This window comes from Parabacteroides sp. APC149_11_2_Y6 (genome assembly GCF_054506995.1).
The window spans coordinates 1,291,845-1,315,324 of record NZ_CP173709.1 but is presented as its reverse complement, the minus strand read 5'-3'; the positions used below and the strand labels follow the sequence as shown (position 1 = coordinate 1,315,324).

Annotated in this window: 11 protein-coding genes; 9 read left to right on the top strand and 2 right to left on the bottom strand. The window is 43.8% G+C overall.

Features of this window, described 5'->3' with window-relative positions:
• Nucleotides 1-255 precede the first annotated feature (255 nt).
• Nucleotides 256-1,800 carry a sensor histidine kinase gene (locus ACGE0T_RS05320; RefSeq protein WP_459189499.1) on the top strand — a complete coding sequence of 515 codons (1,545 nt, stop codon included), beginning with the start codon at nucleotides 256-258 and terminating at the stop codon, nucleotides 1,798-1,800.
• Between the two features lie 268 nt (nucleotides 1,801-2,068).
• Here ACGE0T_RS05320 and ACGE0T_RS05315 read toward each other — a convergent pair whose 3' ends face one another.
• Together ACGE0T_RS05315 and ACGE0T_RS05310 are read right to left on the bottom strand one after the other, a co-directional pair.
• Nucleotides 2,069-3,838 (bottom strand): RagB/SusD family nutrient uptake outer membrane protein, encoded by a 1,770-nt coding sequence (locus ACGE0T_RS05315; RefSeq protein ID WP_459189498.1) that lies wholly within the window; start codon nucleotides 3,836-3,838, stop codon nucleotides 2,069-2,071.
• Between the two features lie 14 nt (nucleotides 3,839-3,852).
• Nucleotides 3,853-7,071 carry a SusC/RagA family TonB-linked outer membrane protein gene (locus tag ACGE0T_RS05310; protein WP_459189497.1) on the bottom strand — a complete coding sequence of 1,073 codons (3,219 nt, stop codon included), beginning with the start codon at nucleotides 7,069-7,071 and terminating at the stop codon, nucleotides 3,853-3,855.
• Nucleotides 7,072-7,991: 920 nt separating this feature from the next.
• On the opposite strand from ACGE0T_RS05310, the gene gltB reads away from it, so the two are divergent.
• The 8 genes from gltB to ACGE0T_RS05270 all read left to right on the top strand — a co-directional run bounded on the left by gltB (nucleotide 7,992) and on the right by ACGE0T_RS05270 (nucleotide 23,400).
• Nucleotides 7,992-12,506, top strand: coding sequence for a glutamate synthase large subunit (gene gltB / locus ACGE0T_RS05305; RefSeq protein WP_459189496.1), 4,515 nt, complete (start codon nucleotides 7,992-7,994; stop codon nucleotides 12,504-12,506).
• A gap of 129 nt (nucleotides 12,507-12,635) precedes the next feature.
• Nucleotides 12,636-14,063: a glutamate synthase subunit beta gene (locus ACGE0T_RS05300; protein WP_459189495.1), complete on the top strand. Its 1,428-nt coding sequence runs from the start codon at nucleotides 12,636-12,638 to the stop codon at nucleotides 14,061-14,063.
• Between the two features lie 128 nt (nucleotides 14,064-14,191).
• Complete coding sequence (asnB, locus tag ACGE0T_RS05295; protein ID WP_459189494.1) at nucleotides 14,192-15,856, top strand: asparagine synthase B; 1,665 nt, start codon at nucleotides 14,192-14,194, stop codon at nucleotides 15,854-15,856.
• A 308-nt stretch (nucleotides 15,857-16,164) separates the two neighbouring features.
• Nucleotides 16,165-17,805, top strand: coding sequence for an alpha-L-rhamnosidase-related protein (locus ACGE0T_RS05290; protein ID WP_459189493.1), 1,641 nt, complete (start codon nucleotides 16,165-16,167; stop codon nucleotides 17,803-17,805).
• Nucleotides 17,806-18,152: 347 nt separating this feature from the next.
• Entirely contained in the window at nucleotides 18,153-18,983 is an 831-nt protein-coding gene (gene dapF / locus ACGE0T_RS05285) for a diaminopimelate epimerase (RefSeq protein ID WP_459189492.1), read from the top strand.
• 50 nt (nucleotides 18,984-19,033) lie between these two features.
• Entirely contained in the window at nucleotides 19,034-20,263 is a 1,230-nt protein-coding gene (locus ACGE0T_RS05280) for an LL-diaminopimelate aminotransferase (protein WP_459189491.1), read from the top strand.
• A 55-nt stretch (nucleotides 20,264-20,318) separates the two neighbouring features.
• Nucleotides 20,319-21,035 carry a TorF family putative porin gene (locus ACGE0T_RS05275; protein WP_459189490.1) on the top strand — a complete coding sequence of 239 codons (717 nt, stop codon included), beginning with the start codon at nucleotides 20,319-20,321 and terminating at the stop codon, nucleotides 21,033-21,035.
• Between the two features lie 178 nt (nucleotides 21,036-21,213).
• Complete coding sequence (locus ACGE0T_RS05270; RefSeq protein ID WP_459189489.1) at nucleotides 21,214-23,400, top strand: glutamine synthetase III family protein; 2,187 nt, start codon at nucleotides 21,214-21,216, stop codon at nucleotides 23,398-23,400.
• Nucleotides 23,401-23,480 lie beyond the last annotated feature (80 nt).

The following is a 23,480-nucleotide window of genomic DNA, read 5'->3' as shown; positions in this document are numbered from 1 at the left end:
AAAAAGATACTGTTATCTATTAAACTGTAAGATGGAGGCAACTGTTTAATAAACAATTTACAAAAGTCCTAAACATATCTGCTGTAATCCTGCATCCCTCCGTTCCCAAAATCCATATGATTATCATACCGAATCGCAGGAACAGTCGCTTGTTTTTCCTACATGCAATGCTTTTCCCTTCCAAACTTTTTCAGTGTAAGGCTGACTTTAATTTTGAATAAATACATATATTTGTTTCAAATTAAATTTTGTATTATGAAAATCAGGTATTACATCCTCATGGTTGTCGTTTGTTTCTGCACTACCCTCCAGGCACAAAACAGAGCAGACGAATTGATGAAACAGGCACAAAGTAGTCTTGAAACAAAAGATTATACAAAGGCCCGTTATCTTTTTATTCAGGCTTACAAAGCATTTGCCAATAAAGGTGAATATGCACAAGCCATCGAATGCGGAACGAAAGCAAGCTCGCTTTATTACCGCGAGAATTATTATAAAGAGGCATTCGACCTATGCCGGCAAATGAACCAGTTCCTTTTCGATGAAGAGCAGAAAGCACAAAAGACATTCTATGATCAGCGCTTCGCCATTACCAAAGAGCGCCTGCAAATGTATATACAGCTCAAAAACATGGCACAAGCCCAGAACCAGCTTAACGAACTGGATAATTTAGCCAAACAATCCGGCAACAATCAACTATCCGACGATTTATTATATACCCAGGCAAGTTTCTATTATACGTTCGGACAAAATGAACAGGGAGACAGCTATTTCCAGAAATTGACCAATCAGCACAAGGAAAAGAAAGAATATGATAAAGTAAGCGAATGCTATAAAAACCTGATAGCAATCGCCCGAAAAGCCAACAACGCTCCCCTGATGGAACGTACATACGAAAAATATATTGTCTGGACCGATTCAGTCAAAGCCCTCACGGCACAAGACAAGCTGGGAGCCTTGCAACTGAAATACGACGACAGCCTGCAAACCATTCAGGATAAAGACAACACGCTTGCCGGCAAACAATACATGATAATCGGATTATGTACTTTCGCCGCAATCCTTATTGCCGCCCTACTTTTCGTCATATTCATTTTATTGCGCTTTATTATCCTCAATAAGAAATTAAAGAAAATCATCCAGACCACCAATGAGCATAATGAACAACAAACCAAGTTCATCCAAAATATTTCCGCTCAGATGGAACCGACCCTGGATAAACTGAATACTTCCGTTCAGGAACTGGGAACTGCCGCTCCGGAGCAGGCTAAAGCAATCAAAGTACGGATAGATGCCCTGAAACAATTCAGTGAAAACATCCAGGAACTTTCCGAACTGGAAAATTCTTTGCTGGAAACTTACGAAAAGCAGTCCTTTAACGTAAGTAACTTCTGCAAAGACATCATGGACAAAATTAAAGAGGATGTTCAGCCGGAAGTTGAAACCATCATAGATGCTCCTTCCCTGGAGATAAAAACAAATCCGGAGCAACTGGAAAGAATATTGTTACATCTGCTGAAAAATGCCGCATTATATACTTCTACTGGTAAAATAAGATTGGTATTCAAGAAAAAAGGAGCTCATTTATGCCAGTTCATCATATCCGACAGCGGCCCCGGTATTCCTGAAGAACAAAAAGAAAACATATTCAAACCTTTCCGGGAAATTAAAGACCTGGCTGAAGGCGACGGACTCGGCCTGCCTATCTGTTCCCTGATCGCAAATAAAATAAACGGTAATCTCTCCATCGATATGGAATATAATAAAGGATGCCGTTTCACATTGGCATTACAGGTATAAGGAATAAAAAACTACAAAATAAGAAAGCCTGACAGTTATGAAGATATCCTCAAAAACTGTCAGGCTTTCTTATTTTAGCAATAGCCATTTTCTAAACTCATAGTTATGATTTTTCCAATTCATAGTTATGATTTCGGAAAACCATAGTTATGATTCAGAAAAGCCATAAAAAATATCCAGTCCGCCTGTAATCACTACGGTGGACTGGATGAATTTGACAAAAATCTCTTTCAATATTAATTATGCCAAATGTTTTTATTTCATTTTTTTATTCCCAACCCGGATTCTGTGGCAGCAGATTCGGATTCAAACCTATCTGGGCCGTCGGAACATTAAACAAATAGTTTTTAGGAGAAGTAAACATGGCTTTCGGGTTGGTTACACGTTTTGTATATACATCCACGGATCCATTTACCAGACCTAATTCGTTTACAATACTATCATAATCCTTATCATTATACCCGGTCGGATCACTTTCACTCGTGGCTTTATCCGGAATAATACCCAGTTTCGGTTTATTCAGGTTTTCACCGCAAGCCCAACGCATCAAATCGTAATAACGATAGCCTTCCGCCATTAATTCAACACGGCGTTCGCGACGGATTTCCCGGATAAGGTTTGCATTCGGACCTTTGATAGTAGGATATTCGCTAACCAATTTCGGGTCTTCTTTCGGGCTTGCAGTTAAATGCCATTTGAAACCGACCCGGTCTCTCAAAGCGTTTACTGTTTTGTCCAATTCCGGGTCTAAACCTAATTCTGCTGCAGCCTCTGCACGGGTCAGCAAAATTTCCGCATAGCGGAAAATCGGAGCATCTTCCGTACCCTGATGGTGTGTTTCGGATAATTCACCCGGATTATAGAATTTGACAATTGCATAACCTGTCGATGTGCTATAACCGATACCGGATGTTATTTTTCCGATATCCGGACGTTTGCCTTCCAGATAATAAGTAAACTCACCGGCTTCCGGTGTCGGAACAGTCTGTAACAAACGCGGGTCACGGTCTTTCAATTCCGCAATTAATGTAGTATGCTGCGTATGTCCTTCACAACCGCAGATAGAAATAGGCAAACCTGTGTTAGCACATAGATAATCGTCTACTGCATCCTTGCTCAAGCCGATAGGTCTTTCCAAACCTTTATATATCTGGCGGGTTACATTATTACCCATACTTTTACCGGGATCATATTCTTTAGATAATATAACTTCTTTGTTGCTATTGTAATCTGCCTGAATAAACAGTTCATAATAAGACTTTTCAGGTTTGGAACCTACAAACAAAGCATAACCATATTCCGGTTTCATCAATTCGCCTGCCGCATCATAAGCAGCCTGCAAAAATTCCTGGTCACCTTCAATATTGTGGTAACGACGGTAAGTACCTTCAAACAAACACATACGTGCTTTCAAAGCAAGTGCCGCATCCTTGCTGATACGGGAAACACCTGTTGTCGCTTTTGTCGGCAACCATGCAATAGCCTGATTTATGTCTTTTAATACATTAGCCATCACTACGGTGCGGGAATCACGCGCTTTATACAAATCCTCGTCGCCGGGAACCAATGCCTTATCATACCAGGGCACATCGCCGAAACGACGTACTTTATTGAAGTAATCCATGCATTTGAAGAAAAGAATTTCTCCGGCGTAACGCTGTTTTACAGACTCTATCTCGGGAGACAATTCATAATTTGCCAGAAAATCGTTGCAAGCACGGATATTCTCCCATTTCCATTCGTCATCTTTTGTAGAAATTGTCTGCTGACTGAATGCGACCGTATTCATATCCCATGGCAGAAGGTCGTCCGACTGAAAATCCGTTTCCATCATACCGAACCCATATGTCTGCGGGTCACCATGTCCTTTTATCAATTTCGGATACAAATCGTTGCAATATTGTTCCAAAGCAGAAGCATTTGCCGTAGAAAAATAACGCTGGGTATCGATTGTATCTAACGGGCTTTTGTCCAATACATTACAACTTTGCACTGCAAGGAGCAATAAACCTCCGAATAATATATTTATCTTTTTCATGCTCTTTGTTTAATTTAGAATGTTACGTTGATACCGAATGAATATGAACGAGTAAACGGATATACCTTTCCTCCATCTGAAACAGCCAGGTCACCGTTATCTTTACGGCTACCCACGATATCCGGATCCAGATATTTATACAAACCTGTTACTTCAAACAAATTCTGTCCGCTGAAGAAAACCTTCAACTGGTTGACTCCTATCGGGGAAATCCAGCGTTTCGGAAGCGTATAGCTTAATGTGACATCTTTCAGACGAATATAAGCACCATTCTGCAGGTATTTTGTCTGTGCCTGTTTACTTCTGTCGCTCCATGTCGGAACCGGGTAATAAGCATTTGTATTGGTTTCGCTCCATGAATTATCTACGATATAATCATTTAGGGATGCCCACCAGATACCGGTCTTATATCCCCAGAAAGAGTTATCGTCCAACCAAATATCACGTTTCATCGTACCCTGGAAGAACAATCTTAAATCGAATCCCTTCCATGAACCACTCAAATTGAGATTGAAATTATAACGCGGAGTATTGTTACCGATTATTTTCTTATCACCGGAATCCCCTACTTCACGGTTTCCTTCATCTATCTTACCGTCATTATTCAAATCAGCATATCGGATATCACCCGGTATCCAAGTTGTACTGATATACTTCTGTGTAGTAGCCATTTGTTCAGCTTCCGCTTTATCTTTGATAAACCCGTCTGTTACATATCCCCAGATTTCTCCCAGTTTCTGACCTTCATAGAATGATTCGTCCAAACTCTTTCTCGGATTATCATATTTAGTGATAGTAGAAGTATTGTCGGACAAACCTACCCCTACGGAATATTCAAACGGGCTTCCGGCTACATCATTAATACGGTCATTCCATGTCAATGATAATTCCCAACCATTCGTGCGCATATCTGCCAGATTTTCCTTACCACCGGTAGTTCCCAAAACCAACGGATAGGTTTTGTTTACAACCATGCCATTTGTATTACGGATATAATAGTCGAAAGAACCGGAAAGACGGCCGTTCAACATTGTCCAGTCCAAACCGAAATTGGAAGTATACACCTTTTCCCATGTAATATTCGTACTTGCCAACGTCGGCGGTTTCAAACCACTTGCCACATTACCGTTGATAAGATATTTCAGGCTTTCGCTTGCTAAGAAACTCATATATTGGAAGTTGCCATCCGTAACCTGGTTACCCAGAGAACCGTAAGAGGCTCTTACTTTCAAATTATCAAATACATTCCGTGCATTTTCAAAGAACTTTTCTTCCGAAATGCGCCAACCGGCCGATACGGAAGGGAAGAATCCCCAACGGTCGCCACTTGCATATTTGGAAGAACCGTCGTAACGTCCATTTACTTCCAACAGATAACGCTGTTTAAAATCATAGTTAACACGGAAGAATGCACCTTGTACAGCCCAGATAGTCGCTTCTTCATCCGGCAGGTTATGTGTGCTTGCCAAATCGCTTACCGGAAAGTTGTTGTCAAACAAATTGCTGGTCGTAACACTTAGTTTGGTCGTTTTTTTGCTTTCCTGGTTGTAACCGACCATCACACCCAAATTATGTATATCATTGAAAGACTTTTTATATTCAGCCCATAAGTTCAATGCCTGGTAAGTATCCCCGTAGCGTGCTGTTGTTACACCATTGGGAGAACCGGCCGAACCCGGAGCCAAAGAACTTCCTTCCGGCATATATTGGTAGATAGTCTTGGTATGCTGTGTCTGGTCTTTATAAAATTTATTTCCTGTATAATCCCCTTTGATAGACAAACCGGCAATCGGAGTCAGGTTAAAGGCAGCCGTATACCAGAAGTCATCCGAATTTACTTTATCCCGTCCTGCCTCAGCCAAACGTCCTACGATATTATAGTTAAAGTTGGACCCTGCGATACCTCCGAAATGTTCGCCATCCGGCAAATACATCGGGATAAACGGAAAGGCACGGTATACTTCATAGAAGGGAGAACTGCCCATATAAGCATCCGCATACGGATTATCGGATGTATTACGGTTATACTTCGTACGGAATGTCAATTCCAACCACTTGGTTACCTGTGTACTAAAGTTGAACGACATATTGATACGTTTGTATGTGTCGGTGCCATAGGCAAGAATACCATCCTGTCCCTTGTATCCGATGGAACCGTAATAAGTAGTCTTATCCGAACCACCGCTGATGCTGGCATTATGCTGGTGCATAAAAGCCGGTTTGTACATTTCTTTAAACCAGTCGGTGTTTCCGGCATAAGCCCATTCGCCAGCAGCAGTCATCGTACCGTCTGTTGCCAAAAAAGCGGAAGGGCCTGTGCCAGCCATATAAGCATCGATTGCATTTATTTGGTTTTCTGTAAAATAGGCTCCACTACCATTATTAATATTAGCCTGGTTCATGGCACGAACCCATTTATCGGAAGAAACTCCATCCGGCAGGCGGGATGCTACAGACCAGGAAAAATTATTATTGTAATTTACCTGGACTTTCTGAGACTTTTTCCCTTTTTTGGTGGTTACCAATACAACACCGAATGCAGCACGGGCACCGTAAATAGAAGCTGAAGCGGCATCCTTCAATACGGAAACGCTTTCAATATCCTGAGGATTCAGCAAAGACAAGTCGGTTTCGACTCCATCCACCAATACCAATGCCTGTCCACCGTTCAATGATGTTGCGCCACGGACATTGAAAGTTGTCTTGGCAGTCGGGTTACCACTCGCAAAATCGATGTTCAAGTTAGGAACCACGCCTTGCAAACCTTGGGCGATATTTCCGATAGGACGGTCTTCCAGTACTTTCCCATCGGCAATGCCTACGGCTCCGGTCAGGTTCACTTTCTTTTGTGTACCATAACCAACGACCACCACTTCTTCCAACTTCTGGGTATCTTCCGCCAACTTAATGTTCAATACAGTTTGCCCTGTATACTTTATTTCCTGAGTAGTGTAACCAATATAAGATATCTGGATGATATCCCCATTCTTTACACCCTCCAATGTGAACTTACCGTCCAAATCGGTAATATTACCATTGGTTGTTCCTTTCACAACTACAGATGCACCGGGGACCGGTCCTAAGGCATCTTCCACTGTACCTGACAATTTCCCGTTTTGCTGGGAAACGCTTACGCTTTGACTGGCAGGACCGGAAACAGCATAGATGCTTTCCGGGAGGCAAAATACACCTGCCAATAGAATTAAGCTGATAGGTTTGATTTGTTTCAACATAATTTGTGTTTTTATTTTATTTGAAAGAATGTTCTTTATATTTCCAGCGTTATTTTTTTATTAAAATTAGAGATATAAATATGTACGAGATTTTATAAACCTTAAACGTCCCTCATTTGTAGAACCATTTTGATTCAAATTCATCAGTTTCCCATAGAACTTCAGTGAAGGTTGTCTTGGTTCTGAAAGAACTCGACTAAAAACACTTTTGCAAAACACAATAAAATGCTGATATTCAATAGACAATAAAGATTCATAAAAAAGGCATATCTCTATTGTTTCATCTGGAAGCCCTATTATAAAAAGTATTATTTTTAAATGTATTATACATATATTCAGAGATTCGAATAAATACACTTTAAAAGGGTGATTTTCTTTTAGTTTACTTAAACCTCTTATTAAACGTTAGTTATACAAGAAAGACTCTTATCTCTCCGAATTGTTAAAAATGAAATGACAATGCATTTTTTGAGTAAAAATAACACAACAACATAAAAAATTCATATCTTTGCACAGATATAAAATGTACAGAGTTCTTTCAGAACTTAATCCATAATCAATTATCTTTTATAGTCTTACATCTGTTATCTCACTTCTTCTTTCCACACTATATTTTATTTACTATTTTTTACCACATAGCTACCATTCAAATGTTCATTTAGATTCAAAAAATCAACATTTAGATAATCCCCTAAAACAATAAATGAAATTTCATTTTATAACCAAAACACATTATTAATATTTCAATTTATCACAAATAAACACCTTAAGCATAACAAATAGAAAGAAAACGTATTGTATTACCCAAAATATTGTCAACAAATCCACCCATAGTATTTACATTTTGGAATCAATATTATATATTTGCCAAGCATTTTGACACATTAATAGATAACACACAGACATAAGGTCAACAAACGATGAAAAAAAGAAGCTATTTGAACAACAAGCAAGGATTATATAATCCGGCTAATGAGCACGATGCTTGTGGCGTAGGATTGGTAGTAAACATCCATGGCGGCAAATCGCATGATATAGTAGAGTCTGCCCTTAAAGTATTAGAGAATATGCGTCATCGCGGTGCAGAAGGAGCGGATAATAAAACCGGCGACGGTGCAGGTATCCTGCTGCAAATTCCACACGAGTTCATCTTATTACAAGGCATTCCCGTACCGGAAAAGGGTAAATATGGAACCGGGTTGGTTTTCTTTCCTAAAGATGAAGTACAACGCTCAACCATCCTGAGCATAATGATTGAAGAGATTGAGAAAGAAGGACTAACTCTGATGCATCTCCGTAAAGTCCCCGTTCATACGGATATACTTGGAAAAGAGGCAAAAGATACGGAACCAGACATCAAACAAATCTTTATCACAGGTTGTGACGACCAACAGGCATTGGAACTCAAATTATACATGGTTCGCAAGCGGATAGAAAAACGGATTACAGCTTCTGATATTCCGGATAAGAAAGACTTTTATATCGTTTCCCTTTCTACCCGGAGCATTATATATAAAGGTATGCTGGAATCCATGCAACTCCGCCATTATTTCCCGGATTTAACGAACAACTATCTGACAAGTGGGCTGGCTCTCGTACACTCCCGTTTCAGTACCAACACTTTTCCGACATGGAGCCTTGCACAACCTTTCCGGCTGCTGGCCCACAACGGGGAAATCAACACAATACGCGGTAACCGGGGTTGGATGGAGGCACGTGAAAGTGTACTCTCCTCGCCTGCCATTCCGGATATTGAAGAGATACGCCCGATTATCCAACCGGGAATGAGCGACAGTGCTTCACTGGACAATGTACTGGAATTTTTTGTAGCTTCAGGAATGAGCCTGCCCCATGCTATGGCCATGCTTGTACCTGAAAGTTTCAATGAAAAGAATCCCATCTCCGAAGATTTAAAAGCATTCTATGAATACCACTCCATACTGATGGAGCCGTGGGACGGTCCTGCCGCCCTGCTATTCAGTGACGGAAGGTATGCCGGTGGCATGTTAGACCGTAACGGACTACGACCGGCACGTTACCTGATTACTAAAAACGGGATGATGGTCGTAGCATCCGAAGTCGGTGTCATGGATTTCGAACCCAGTGAAATAAAAGAAAAAGGACGCCTTCAACCTGGTAAAATCCTATTGGTAGACACAGAAAAAGGTGAAATCTATTACGACACCGGACTGAAAGAGCAACTCGCACATGCACAGCCTTACCGAAGCTGGCTGGCAAATAACCGGGTGGAACTGGACGAACTGAAATCCGGGCGCAAAATCCCCCATATGATAGAAAACTATAACAAACTATTACGTACATTCGGTTACAGCCGGGAAGATGTGGAACGTATCATCACCCCAATGTGTATAAGCGGTGCGGAACCTATCGGTTCAATGGGTAACGATACGCCACTTGCCGTACTCTCTTCGCGTCCGCAAATACTCTATAACTATTTTCGCCAGCAGTTTGCACAAGTAACCAACCCGCCTATCGATCCTATTCGTGAAGAACTTGTAATGAGTCTCACGGAATATATCGGCGCAGTAGGCAACCATATCCTGACCCCAAGTGAGGGGCATTGCAAAATGGTACGCCTTAACCATCCGATATTGACCAACACCCAACTGGATATTCTTTGCAATATCCGCTATAAAGGATTCAAATCCGTCAAACTTCCGATGCTTTTCGAAGCGGCAAAAGGGCGTGAGGGTTTGAAATCCGCTCTCGACCAACTCTGCAAACAGGCAGAGCAATCGGTTATAGATGGAGTTAACTACATCATCCTGAGTGATAAAAATATAGACTCGGCATATGCCCCCATCCCTTCTCTATTAGCTGTAAGCGCCGTACACCACCACCTGATTTCGGTGCAAAAACGTGTACAAACCGCTCTTGTGGTAGAAACCGGAGAAATGCGCGAAGTAATGCATGCCGCCTTACTATTGGGGTATGGGGCTAGTGCAATCAACCCGTATATGGTGTTCGCTATCCTAAAAGACCTTGCTGACAGGCAAGAAATCCAACTCAACTACGAAACTGCCCGCAAAAATTATATCAAAGCACTTTGCAAAGGGTTGTTCAAAGTGATGAGTAAAATGGGTATCAGTACCATCCGAAGCTACCGGGGAGCCAAACTTTTTGAAGCCATCGGATTGAGCAGTGAACTTACCGATACTTATTTCGGCGGTACAACCAGTAATGTAGGTGGTATCCGGTTGGACGAAATAGCAGAAGATGCCATCACCCTGCATCATCAGGCTTTTGACTTACCAACCGATTCGATGCTGGAACACAAAGGCATCTATAGTTTCCGGAAAGACGGAGAAAAACATGCCTGGGATCCTGAGACAATTTCAACCCTGCAATTGGCTACACGCCTGGGCAGCTACAAGAAATTCAAAGAATATACCCAACGAGTGGACGAGAAAGAGACGCCTATCTTCCTCCGCGACTTTCTGACTTTCAAAAAACGACAACCTGTTTCCATAGAACAGGTCGAGCCTGCCGGAGAAATAATGAAACGTTTCGTTACCGGTGCCATGAGCTTCGGTTCTATCAGTAAAGAAGCCCACGAAACAATGGCTATGGCAATGAACAAGATACACGGGCGCAGTAATACCGGTGAAGGTGGCGAAGACTCGGCCCGCTTTATTCCGCGTGAAGACGGTTTATCTCTCCGCTCTGCCATCAAGCAGGTTGCCTCCGGGCGTTTCGGTGTCACCACGGAATATCTGGTAAATGCCGATGAAATACAAATCAAAGTAGCCCAAGGAGCCAAACCCGGCGAAGGCGGACAGTTACCCGGATATAAAGTAAACGATATCATTGCAAAAACACGCCATTCCATTCCTGGTATCTCACTGATTTCTCCACCCCCCCATCACGATATTTACTCGATCGAGGATCTGGCCCAACTGATATTTGACCTGAAAAATGTCAACCCGCATGCCGAAATCAGTGTAAAACTGGTATCCGAGAGCGGAGTGGGTACTATCGCAGCCGGAGTGGCAAAGGCAAAAGCCGACCGCATCGTCATATCCGGAGCCGAAGGAGGAACAGGCGCATCCCCGATAAGCTCTATCCGTTATGCCGGACTACCGCCGGAACTGGGATTATCCGAAACTCAGCAGACATTGGTTATGAACAATCTGCGCGGTCAGGTACGCCTACAAACCGATGGCCAATTAAAAACCGGACGCGATATTATACTGATGGCTATGTTGGGCGCCGAAGAATTCGGTTTCGCCACATCCGCCCTGATTGTTTTAGGTTGTGTCATGATGCGCAAATGCCATATGAATACCTGTCCGGTAGGAGTTGCCACACAAGATGAAGAACTTCGCAAACGTTTCCATGGACGACACGAATATCTGGTAAACTTCTTCAATTTCCTTGCCGAAGAAGTACGCGAATACCTGGCAGAAATGGGCTACACAAAGCTGGATGATATTATCGGACGTGCTGACCTGATTATACGCAAACCGTCTGATGGCATCGACAAACATGATTTGCTGGATTTCACTCACCTGCTTCACATGCCTGAACAAGCAACGTTCAATGCCATTCATCATACCACAGAACAGGTTCACCGGATAAACAGTGTAAAAGACCGTGACATCATCCGCCACGCCCTGCCTGCCATCGAACACCAACAGGAAATATCTTTAGATTATGCAATAGCCAATACCGATCGCTCGGTTGGCGCCATGCTTTCCGGGGAAATTGCCAAACGTTATGGCAATACCGGTCTTCCGGAACATACGCTCAACATCAAATTTAAAGGTTCTGCCGGACAGAGCTTTGGCGCCTTCCTTGCGCACGGTATAAACTTCCGCCTTGAAGGGGAAGCGAATGACTATCTGGGAAAAGGACTGAGTGGGGGACGCATCAGTGTTATGCCCCCAGTCCGCTCCACATTCGTAGCACAAGACAATACGATTGCAGGGAATACCCTGATGTATGGCGCTACCAGTGGAGAAGTTTATATCAATGGATGTGTCGGCGAACGTTTTTGTGTACGTAACTCCGGTGCCATAGCCGTAGTGGAAGGTGTTGGTGACCATTGTTGCGAGTATATGACCGGAGGACGCGTTGTCGTACTCGGACATACTGGACGTAATTTCGCTGCTGGAATGAGTGGCGGTGTTGCCTATGTCTGGAATAAGAAAGGAGACTTCGACTACTATTGCAATATGGAAATGGTGGAACTCTCACTGATAGAAGACAGTGCCACCCGTAAAGAGTTGCATGAACTAATCCGCAAGCATTATCACTATACAGGTAGTCAACTTGCCGGTATGATGCTGGATAAATGGGAGAAGTATGTAGACGAATTCATCTGTATCGTCCCCATCGAATACAAAAAAGTATTACAGGAAGAACAAATGAAGAAGTTGCAACAAAAAATAGCAGAAATGCAAAGAGACTATTAAACTGTTGACAGTCGGCAAAGTTCAATTGGCAGTTAGTTGTCGGCTATCGATAGACTATAAATAAAAAACGATATATAATAAATCCGACAAGAGGCAGAAACTGTCACTTGTCAACCGTTAATTAATAATATGGGAAATCCAAGAGCATTCCTCACCATACACAGACAAGAAGCAGGCTATCGTCCTGTACACGAACGCATAGACGATTTTAGCGAAGTAGAACAAACCCTGAACAGTAGCGACCGTCGTACACAGGCATCCCGTTGCATGGATTGCGGCGTACCTTTCTGCCACTGGGCATGCCCGCTCGGCAACAAACAGCCGGAATGGCAAGATCTTATATATAAAGGCAAATGGAAAGAAGCATACCATGTGTTGGAACAGACCTGCGACTTTCCGGAATTTACCGGACGTATCTGTCCGGCACTCTGCGAGAAAAGTTGTGTATTGAAACTAAGTTGCAACGAGCCGGTCACCATCCGCGAAAATGAAGCCTCCATAGTAGAAATTGCTTTTCGCGAAGGATACATCCACCCTGTCCAACCTATACGTAACGGGAAACGTGTCGCCATAATCGGTAGCGGTCCCGCCGGCCTGACAGCAGCCAACCAACTGAACCGTAAAGGATATGAAGTAACTGTTTTCGAAAAAGACGAGCTTCCCGGCGGATTACTCCGTTTCGGTATCCCTAACTTTAAACTGGGGAAAAACATCATCGACCGCCGTATCAGACTGATGGAAAAGGAAGGAATCACATTCCGGGTAAATACCCTGGTGGGCAGTGAAATATCAGCAAAAGAGTTAACAACAACTTTCGATGCTGTCTGCATTGCTATCGGCTCCGAAGTTCCCCGCGACCTCCCGGTTGAAGGACGTAATCTAAAAGGCGTTTATTTCGCCCTTGAATTACTATCCCAGCAAAACCGTCTCCTCGAAGGTATCTCCATACCCACCAAAAGCATTATCAATTGCAAAGGGAAAAAAGTATTGGTTATCGGAGGAGGTGATACCGGAAGCGATTGTGTAGGAACAGCCAACCGTCAGGGTGCCGCAAGCGTGACTCAAATAGAAATCATGCCCCAACCACCCATTGGAAACAATCCGGCAACCCCTTGGCCCATGTATCCGCAAGTGCTGAAAACCAGCAGTAGCCACGAGGAAGGTTGTATCCGCCGCTGGAACCTTGCTTCCTGCCGCTTTATCGGTGAAAAAAATATCCTGCGTGGTGTAGAAGTAGAAGAAGTGGAATGGTATCCTGCAACAAATGGCGAACGTCCTGGAATGCAAAAGACAGGTAAGAAAGAAATCATCGAAGCCGATTTAGTATTCCTCGCCATGGGCTTCATCCAGCCGGAACAGGAAGGACTGGTTAAAGAACTCTCTCTTGCCATAACAGAACGCAAGCATATTGCCGTCTCCCCCTCCACCCGAATCCCCGGCACCAACCTTTTCGCCTGTGGTGATGCCGTCAGTGGAGCCAGCCTGGTAGTCCGCGCCATGGCATCCGGACGAAAAGCAGCAGAGAATATCGACAAGTACTTATTGAATAAAAATTGAAACAGTTCCCCTACCCTTATTATCGGCAGAGGTCTTGACTTTTTCTTTGCTTCATTTCTTTGGGTCAAGCCAAAAGAAATGAAGAGCCTGCCCGGTGGCAAACCGGAAAACAACAAAACCCAACAATCATGTGTGGCATAACAGCAATCTTCAACATCCGTAAAGGCGCCGCCGAACTCCGGCAGCAAGCCCTGAAAATGAGTAAACGAATCCGTCATCGTGGTCCTGACTGGAGTGGCATTTACCAAGGTAAAACAGCCATCCTCGCCCACGAACGCCTTTCCATCGTAGACCCCGCATCCGGAGGTCAGCCCCTAAAAAGCAAAGATGGCAAACTTATCCTTACCGTCAACGGTGAAATATATAACCACCGCAAGCTCCGTGAACAATTAAAAGGCGAATACGATTTCCAGACCGGCAGCGACTGCGAAGTCATCCTTGCCCTCTACTCCCAGTACGGTGTACGATGTGTAGAAATGCTAAGCGGAATCTTTGGTTTCGCCCTATACGATGAAGAACAAGATACCTATCTGATTGCCCGCGACCCGATAGGCGTCATCCCCCTATATATCGGTTACGACGACAACGGGCATCTGCTCGTTTCTTCTGAGCTGAAAGGTTTGGAAGGCTACGCCTCCCACTACAACCAATTCCCTCCGGGACACTATTTCTACAGCAAAGACAAAGACTTCACCCGCTGGTATGTCCGCGACTGGATGCAATATGACAATGTAAAAAACAACCCGGCAAGCGTCCAGGAATTACGCGACGCCCTCGAAGCCGCTGTAAAACGCCAATTGATGAGCGACGTACCCTATGGCGTTCTACTTTCCGGAGGTCTGGATTCTTCCATCACCTCAGCCATCGCTAAAAAATATGCAGCCAAACGCATCGAAACCGAAGGTAAGGCTGATGCGTGGTGGCCTCAACTTCACTCCTTCGCCGTCGGCCTTAAAGGAGCGCCTGATCTGGTAGCAGCCCGTAAAGTCGCTGATTATATCGGTACTGTTCACCACGAAATAAATTATACCATAGAAGAAGGACTGGATGCCATCCGCGACGTTATCTATTACATAGAGACATACGATGTAACAACAGTCCGCGCCTCTACCCCTATGTATTTACTGGCACGAGTTATCAAAAGTATGGGAATCAAAATGGTACTGAGCGGAGAAGGTGCTGATGAAGTTTTCGGGGGCTATCTCTATTTCCACAAAGCACCTGATAGCCAGGCATTCCATGAAGAAACCGTACGCAAATTGAGCAAACTCTATATGTACGACTGCCTGCGTGCAAACAAAAGCCTTTGTGCATGGGGTGTGGAAGGACGCGTACCGTTCCTCGACAAAGAATTTCTGGATGTAGCCATGCGCCTGAATCCACAAGCAAAAATGTGTCCGGGAGGTACCATCGAAAAGAAAATCCTCCGTGAGGCCTTTGCCGATATGTTACCGGAAGAAATTGCATGGCGACAGAAAGAGCAATTCTCCGATGGTGTGGGGTATAGTTGGATCGATACATTAAAAAAAGTAACGTCACTGGCTATATCCGATAAAGAAATGGCGAATGCAGCACAACGCTTTCCTACCAATACGCCGCAAAACAAAGAAGAATATTTTTATCGTAGTATCTTTGAAGAACATTTTCCCAGTGAAAATGCTGCACGCAGCGTTCCGTCTGTTCCAAGTGTAGCATGCTCCACAGCGGAAGCCCTTGCCTGGGATGCTACTTTTAAAAACATGAATGAACCAAGTGGGCGGGCGATAAAAGGAATACATGAATCCGCTTACTGAAACTATTCCCATAAGTGGTTCCAGATACGTGCGCATGTAAGTTTAACCACATACGGATATAAAAATAAGTACATACGGACCTGGTTATATCCGGATCCGTATGTACTTATTTTTACTTACGATTCCCCTCCAAAATCTCAAATCGTACCTGCATGGAATGATACAAAATAAACAAGGAAAAATGGTTCTACACTTTATACGACTTCTATCTTCTGAAAATAAATTAATTATTTATATGAAAGAACTTACCAATTTATTTTATATTTGAAACCTAATCTATTATAATTCATTATTTAGACCATATTACCATGAAACAAATCCTGTTGACCGCCGGGCTTTTCCTTGCCTCGCTTGCAAGCCCCTGCCTGGCACAAAGCACGTACTACAAAGACAGTAAAGAATGGCTGCGTAAAAGCGAAGCATGTAAGCCTGGGCTCATTTACAAAGAGATACAACCGGTACGGATTGTTAAATCCGTCAACGACCCAAAAGCCTTTCAAGGCTGGCGGATGGAAGATGCAGGAAGTCCTTCCCGCTTCTTCGGAAAATCTTTTAAAGAACAATCCGGCATTATCCTCGATTTCGGAGAACACCTGACAGGAAATCTTACATTCTCCCTGAAACTCCTTTCCGACCGGGAATCCGATGCCCCGATACGGTTGAAATTTACTTTTGCAGAAGTTCCCGGTGAGCTAAATACTCCTTTCGACCCATTCCCCGGAGGACTATCACGCGCATGGTTGCAGGACGAAACCGTAACAATCATGTATGTACCTGCTGAGATAACCATTCCCCGCCGTATGGCATTCCGGTATCTGAAAATAGATGTATTAGGTTCTTCTCCCGGCTTCGATTTTGTATTCGATAAATTATCTTTCAAAGCACAGACTTCCGTCAATATGACCCCCATGCAATTAGCAGAAGGAACAGACCCGCTTATCCGGAAAATAAATGATGTGGGACTCGCGACTTTGAAAGAATGCATGCAGACAGTCTATGAAGACGGTCCCAAACGCGACCGCCGTCTCTGGATTGGCGACCTTTACCTCGAAGCATTGGCAAACGCCGTGTCATTCAAAAACCACGACCTGACCAAACGCTGCCTCTATCTGCTTGCCGCCCTTTCCAACAATGAAGGGTTACTCCATGCCACTGTCCTGGAAGACCCGCATCCGCATCCGCAACAGGGAACCCATACATTAGATTATGCTTTGATATATAATGTATCCCTGCTGGAATATCTGAAAGAAACCGGCGACCGTGAAACAGCCGAAGACCTCTGGCCCGTCGTCGTACGACAAATAGAAATCGCTCTCCGGCAATTTTCTCCCGAATGGATTTACGACATGGACAAAAAGCCCCAATACTGGCTGGTATTCGACTGGAAAGACGGTTACGACCGCCAGGCTTCCATGCAGGGACTTACCATATTTGCCTTGCAACATAGCTATGAACTGGCTAAACTTTTAGGCAAAGAAAAAGAAGCTACCCAATGGAACACTATCGCCGGAAAAATGAAAAAAGCGGCACGCAATCATTTTTATGATAAGAAACAAGGAGTTATGCTGAGTGGAAAAGACAAACAAATTTCCTATCTCTCGCAAGTATGGATGATTTTATCCGGTACACTAAACCAGAAAGAAGGAGTAAAAGCCATGTCGACCGTTATGTCGATGCCGGATGCGGTTTATCCGGGATGCCCCTACGCCTATCATTATGTAGTCGAAGCCCTCTTACAATGTGGCATGCAACAGGAAGCCCGTAAACTGGTGCTCGATTATTGGGGAAGTATGGTTGAACGCGGTGCCGATACATTCTGGGAAGTATACGACCCGAACAACGACGCTCAGTCTCCATACGGTTTCTTCCCGATAAACAGCTATTGCCATGCCTGGAGTTGCACACCGGTCTACTTTATAAACAAATATCCGGAAGTATTCCAGAAATAAGGGGTTTCATCTATACCATAACAAAAAGTCATCAAATAATCATATTCTATTACTATATGGTTTATTTGATGACTTTTTATTGTCTTTAGGCTCACATTCAATCCCTTTCCTTTTTCTTTTAACCCTATTTCAACATCTTTTCACTTATCACAACTTACAATATACTTGTAAACATTGTTATTAGATTACGATTTATTAGATTTAACACACTTATTCATGATAAATTATCATCAGGTGTATATTTTTCAAACATTCAGACACGTTTAAATGACATATAAAATCAAAACGTCGTATATTTGCAATACAACAAAACAAAAAGATACAATAAGCAAATAAAAAGAGATAAAATGACAAAACCTATCAAATTCACAAAAATGCATGGAGCCGGGAACGACTATATATACGTAAATACAATTTCTTTCCCAATAGCAAACCCGGACGAACTTGCCGTAAAACTAAGCGCTCCACACACCGGAATTGGTTCTGACGGGTTAGTCTTAATAGGGAAATCGGAAATTGCCGATTTTAGCATGCGTATCTTCAATGCCGATGGTTCCGAAGCCATGATGTGCGGAAATGCATCCCGTTGCATCGGCAAATATGTATATGACGAAGGATTGACAACCCAAAAGACCGTTACGCTCGAAACACCATCCGGTATAAAAGAACTGCAACTCAAAACTACCCCGGTAAACGGAACTCCATTCAAAGAAACGGTTACGGAAGTGACAGTAGATATGGGATTTCCCGCCATCGGAGAAATAGCCATTGAACTGGAAGCCGGGGATAAAGTCTATACCGGAACCATCCTTTCGATGGGTAACCCACATTTTGTTATCTTTACCGACAATATCGCACAGATAGACTTGTCTGAGGTTGGACCCTTACTGGAAAATCATCCGCAGTTCCCTGACCGGACAAACGTTGAATTTGCCCAAGTACTAAGTCCGGATAAAATACGGATGCGTGTATGGGAACGGGGGTCAGGTATCACACAAGCCTGCGGTACAGGAGCTTGTGCTACAGCCGTAGCAGCCATCCTGCAAGGTAAAACCGGGCGGACGGCAGAAGTTGTTATGGACGGCGGCCCGCTCTCTATCCACTGGGACGAAAAGAGCGACAAAGTCTATATGACCGGTGAAGCAGTAAAAGTCTTTGAAGGTGAAATTGAAATATAAATACAATAAAAACAGACACAACACAACAACATAAAAACGATCTATCGAATATGGCACTCATTAATGAACATTTCCTGAAACTACAAAGCAACTACCTGTTTTCCGATATTGCGAAAAAGGTAAACAGTTTCAAGGTGACACATCCGAAAGCAAAGATTATCCGTATGGGTATCGGAGATGTGACCCAACCATTAGCTCCTGCTGTTATCGATGCCATGCACAAAGCGGTAAATGAAATGGCATCTCAAGAAACTTTCCATGGATACGGGCCCGAACAGGGATATTCTTTCCTTATAGATGCCATCATCAAGCACGATTATGCAAGCCGAGGTGTATCATTGGAACCAAGCGAAGTGTTCATTAGCGACGGAGCGAAAAGCGACTGTGGGAACATCGGCGATATGTTGCGCCACGACAATAGCATAGGGGTTACAGACCCTGTCTATCCGGTATACATCGACTCAAATGTGATGAGTGGACGCACAGGAGTCCTGGAAAACGGCAAATGGAGCGATGTTGTTTATATCCCCTGTACGGAAGAAAATAATTTCGTGCCGGAATTGCCTGACCGCAGAGTGGATATCATCTACCTCTGCTATCCAAACAACCCGACCGGAACCACCCTTTCCAAAGACGAACTGAAAAAATGGGTGAACTATGCGCTGGCTAACGACTGCCTGATTATGTACGATTCCGCCTATGAGGCATACATACAGGATCCGGAGATTCCCCATTCCATCTATGAAATCAAAAACGCGAAGAAGGTTGCTATCGAGTTCCGCAGCTTCTCTAAAACAGCCGGATTTACCGGAGTCCGTTGTGGCTATACGGTAGTACCGAAAGACCTGAATGCTTTCACACTTAGTGGCGAACGGGTCGGACTCAACAAAATGTGGAACCGCCGTCAGAGCACCAAGTTCAACGGGACAAGCTACATTACGCAACGTGGTGCCGAAGCCATTTATTCGCCGGAAGGAAAAGAGCAGATAAAACAAACTATCGACTATTATATGACCAATGCCCGCATTATGAAAAAAGGTCTCCAGGACTGTGGCCTGAGGGTATATGGCGGAGAAAATGCTCCCTATATCTGGTTGAAAACCCCTGACGGCCTCTCCTCCTGGAAATTTTTCGATAAACTGCTCTATGAAGTCAATATCGTAGGAACTCCCGGTGTGGGATTCGGACCCAGTGGCGAAGGGTATCTCCGCCTTACCGCTTTTGGTGACAGAGACGACACCCTGGAAGCGATGAGCAGAATTAAAAAGTGGCTGCTTTAAAGATAATATGCAAACCTATACAAAAAGTCTAACTATATTTTCACAAAAGAATAAAATGAAAACAAATACGATTACCGGAAGTCTGTTTTTAACGGTTGTAACTCTGCTTATTACATTTACAACCTCCGCGCAGGAAAAGAAAAAGTTTGAAGTAACTCCGGCAGCCGACATCGTCAGCAGTTATGTATGGAGAGGGGAATATGATGCCGGCGCTTCCATTCAGCCCAGCCTGACATTGAAGTATGCCGGCTTTAGCCTGGAGGCCTGGGGCTCTACGGACTTCTCGACCTCTGCCGACGAATTCAAATCAAAGGAATTCGATATTACACTGGGTTACCAAATCAAAGGATTTGAAGTGGCCGTTACGGACTATTGGTGGTCCGGTCAGGGCGCCCGCTACGGGCGTTATGCAACCGACCATTACTTTGAAGGAACAGTTGCATATAATTTCGGCGAGAAACTTCCTCTTACACTTGCATGGAGCACGATGTTTGCCGGAGGTGACAAAGATGAAGAAGGTAAGCAATACTTCTCATCCTACTTTGAAGCAGCCTACGAATTTGATGTCTGGGGAGGCGTCACCCTTACACCATCTATCGGTATCTCGCCTTGGACCGGAATGTATAGCGACGGATTCGGATTCAACAGCATCTCGCTAAAAGCCAGCAAGGATATAAAAATCACCAAATCCTTCTCGTTGCCGATATTTACCGAAGTAATCGCATCTCCTGAACACGACGATGTATTCCTCGTATTGGGAATCTCATTATAAGAATAAGTTTTTTAGGTTATCTAACAAAACGAAAAGGCCTGTATAGAAGTGTCTGTCTGACTTATTGATTTTACTTGATATTAAACCATTGCCAACCATCCCCGACTGACGATGGCAGGCACTCTATATGCCTTTTCGAAAAGCATTCACATTACTAATTCTCTAAAAATCAGGTATTATGTCAAAATTAAGATTCAGAGTAGTGGAAACAGCGTTTAAGAAACGCGCTGCTGAAGTACCGGCATCTGCCGAACGTCCCTCCGAGTATTTCGGACAGAATGTTTTCAACCGTGCGAGAATGTTCAAATATCTTCCGGAAAAGGCGTACGTAAAAATTGTGGATTGTATTGACAATGGAACTCCATTGGATCGAGAAACAGCCGATGCTGTAGCCGAAGGCATGAAAAAGTGGGCGATTGAAAGGGGAGCAACCCATTATACCCACTGGTTCCACCCGTTGACTGAAGGTACTGCCGAAAAGCATGATGCCTTCGTTGAACATGACGGCAAAGGAGGAATGGTTGAAGAATTTTCCGGGAAATTACTTATCCAGCAGGAACCGGATGCTTCCAGTTTCCCTAACGGGGGGATCCGTAATACCTTCGAGGCACGCGGTTACTCGGCATGGGACCCCTCCTCGCCAGCATTTATCGTAGGCGACACTTTATGCATTCCTACCATCTTTATCGCCTATACCGGAGAGTCCCTGGACTACAAGGTTCCGTTATTGAAAGCACTTGAAGCCGTAAATAAAGCAGCAGTAGACGTGTGCCACTATTTCAATCCGGATGTAAAGAAAGTCTATGCATATTTAGGATGGGAACAGGAATACTTCCTGGTTGATGAAGGGCTTTATGCCGCACGTCCCGATTTATTGCTGACAGGACGTACACTGATGGGACATGAAAGTTCTAAAAACCAACAGTTGGAAGACCACTATTTCGGAGCCATCCCTACCCGCGTGATGGAATTCATGAAAGACCTGGAAACAGAAGCCCTCAAATTAGGCATCCCTTTGAAAACCCGTCATAACGAAGTAGCTCCAAACCAGTTCGAGCTGGCTCCTATCTTCGAGGAATGCAATCTGGCAAACGACCATAACCTGTTGATAATGGCGTTAATGCGCAAGATAAGCCGTAAACATGGCTTCCGGGTGTTATTGCACGAAAAGCCATTCAAAGGAGTTAATGGTTCGGGAAAACATAATAACTGGTCACTGGGTACAGACATCGGTATCCTGCTGATGGCTCCGGGTAAAACACCGGAAGACAACCTGCGTTTCATCACATTTATTGTAAACGTGCTGATGGCTGTATACCGTCACAACGGTCTGCTGAAGGCAAGCATTTCCAGTGCAACCAACGCACACCGCCTGGGAGCGAATGAAGCGCCTCCTGCTATCATATCCAGCTTCCTCGGCGCCCAGTTATCACAAGTATTGGAACACCTTGAAAAGAGCGAACCGGAGGATTTGATGCTTGCCGGCAAACAGGGTATGAAACTGGATATTGCCCGTATCCCCGAACTTTTGATTGACAATACAGACCGCAACCGTACGTCTCCTTTTGCCTTCACCGGAAACCGTTTTGAGTTCCGTGCGGTAGGTTCCGAAGCAAACTGTGCCTCAGCCATGCTGGCTTTGAATGCAGCTGTAGCCGAACAACTGAAACAATTCAAAGCGGACGTAGATGCCCAAATTTCAGAAGGTAAAGAAACGTTTGCTGCAATCTTGGAAATACTCCGCAAAGATATTAAAGCATGTAAAGCAATCCATTTCGATGGCAACGGCTACAGTGATGAATGGAAAGCTGAAGCGGCACGCCGCGGCCTGGACTGTGAAACAAGTGTTCCGGTTATCTTCGACAACTACCTGAAAGAAAGCAGTATCCGGATGTTTGAATCGACAGGCGTCATGACACGGAAAGAACTGGAAGCGCGCAATGAGGTCAAATGGGAAACATATACTAAAAAAATACAGATAGAGGCTCGTGTATTGGGCGACCTGGCAATGAACCATATCATCCCGATAGCAACCAAATACCAGTCTTCCCTGATTGATAATGTCTATAAGATGAAAGATTTGTTTCCTGCCGACAAAGCCGGAAAACTGTCTTCCCGTAACCTCGAAATTATCGAAGACATTGCCAACCGTACCAACTTCATCAAAGAAAAAGTAGACGAAATGATAGAAGCCCGAAAGGTAGCCAATAAGATTGAATCCGAACGGGAAAAGGCAATTGCTTACCACGATACAATCGTTCCGATGCTGGAAGCAATCCGCTATCATATCGACAAGCTGGAACTTGTTGTAGACGACCAGATTTGGACCTTACCTAAATACAGAGAACTACTATTTATCAGATGATTAATATTTCACTATTCAGACAGTAGTTTTTTGTTGATTGTTTTGTGTTGCAAAGAGGGGGCATACTGCGAAGTATGACT

Coding starts and splice junctions, on each gene's coding strand:
- ACGE0T_RS05310 (WP_459189497.1), bottom strand. CDS start 7,071: ATGTTGAAACAAATCAAACCTATCAGCTTAATTCTATTGGCAGGTGTA.
- gltB (WP_459189496.1), top strand. CDS start 7,992: ATGAAAAAAAGAAGCTATTTGAACAACAAGCAAGGATTATATAATCCG.
- ACGE0T_RS05275 (WP_459189490.1), top strand. CDS start 20,319: ATGAAAACAAATACGATTACCGGAAGTCTGTTTTTAACGGTTGTAACT.
- asnB (WP_459189494.1), top strand. CDS start 14,192: ATGTGTGGCATAACAGCAATCTTCAACATCCGTAAAGGCGCCGCCGAA.
- ACGE0T_RS05270 (WP_459189489.1), top strand. CDS start 21,214: ATGTCAAAATTAAGATTCAGAGTAGTGGAAACAGCGTTTAAGAAACGC.
- ACGE0T_RS05300 (WP_459189495.1), top strand. CDS start 12,636: ATGGGAAATCCAAGAGCATTCCTCACCATACACAGACAAGAAGCAGGC.
- ACGE0T_RS05320 (WP_459189499.1), top strand. CDS start 256: ATGAAAATCAGGTATTACATCCTCATGGTTGTCGTTTGTTTCTGCACT.
- ACGE0T_RS05280 (WP_459189491.1), top strand. CDS start 19,034: ATGGCACTCATTAATGAACATTTCCTGAAACTACAAAGCAACTACCTG.
- ACGE0T_RS05290 (WP_459189493.1), top strand. CDS start 16,165: ATGAAACAAATCCTGTTGACCGCCGGGCTTTTCCTTGCCTCGCTTGCA.
- dapF (WP_459189492.1), top strand. CDS start 18,153: ATGACAAAACCTATCAAATTCACAAAAATGCATGGAGCCGGGAACGAC.
- ACGE0T_RS05315 (WP_459189498.1), bottom strand. CDS start 3,838: ATGAAAAAGATAAATATATTATTCGGAGGTTTATTGCTCCTTGCAGTG.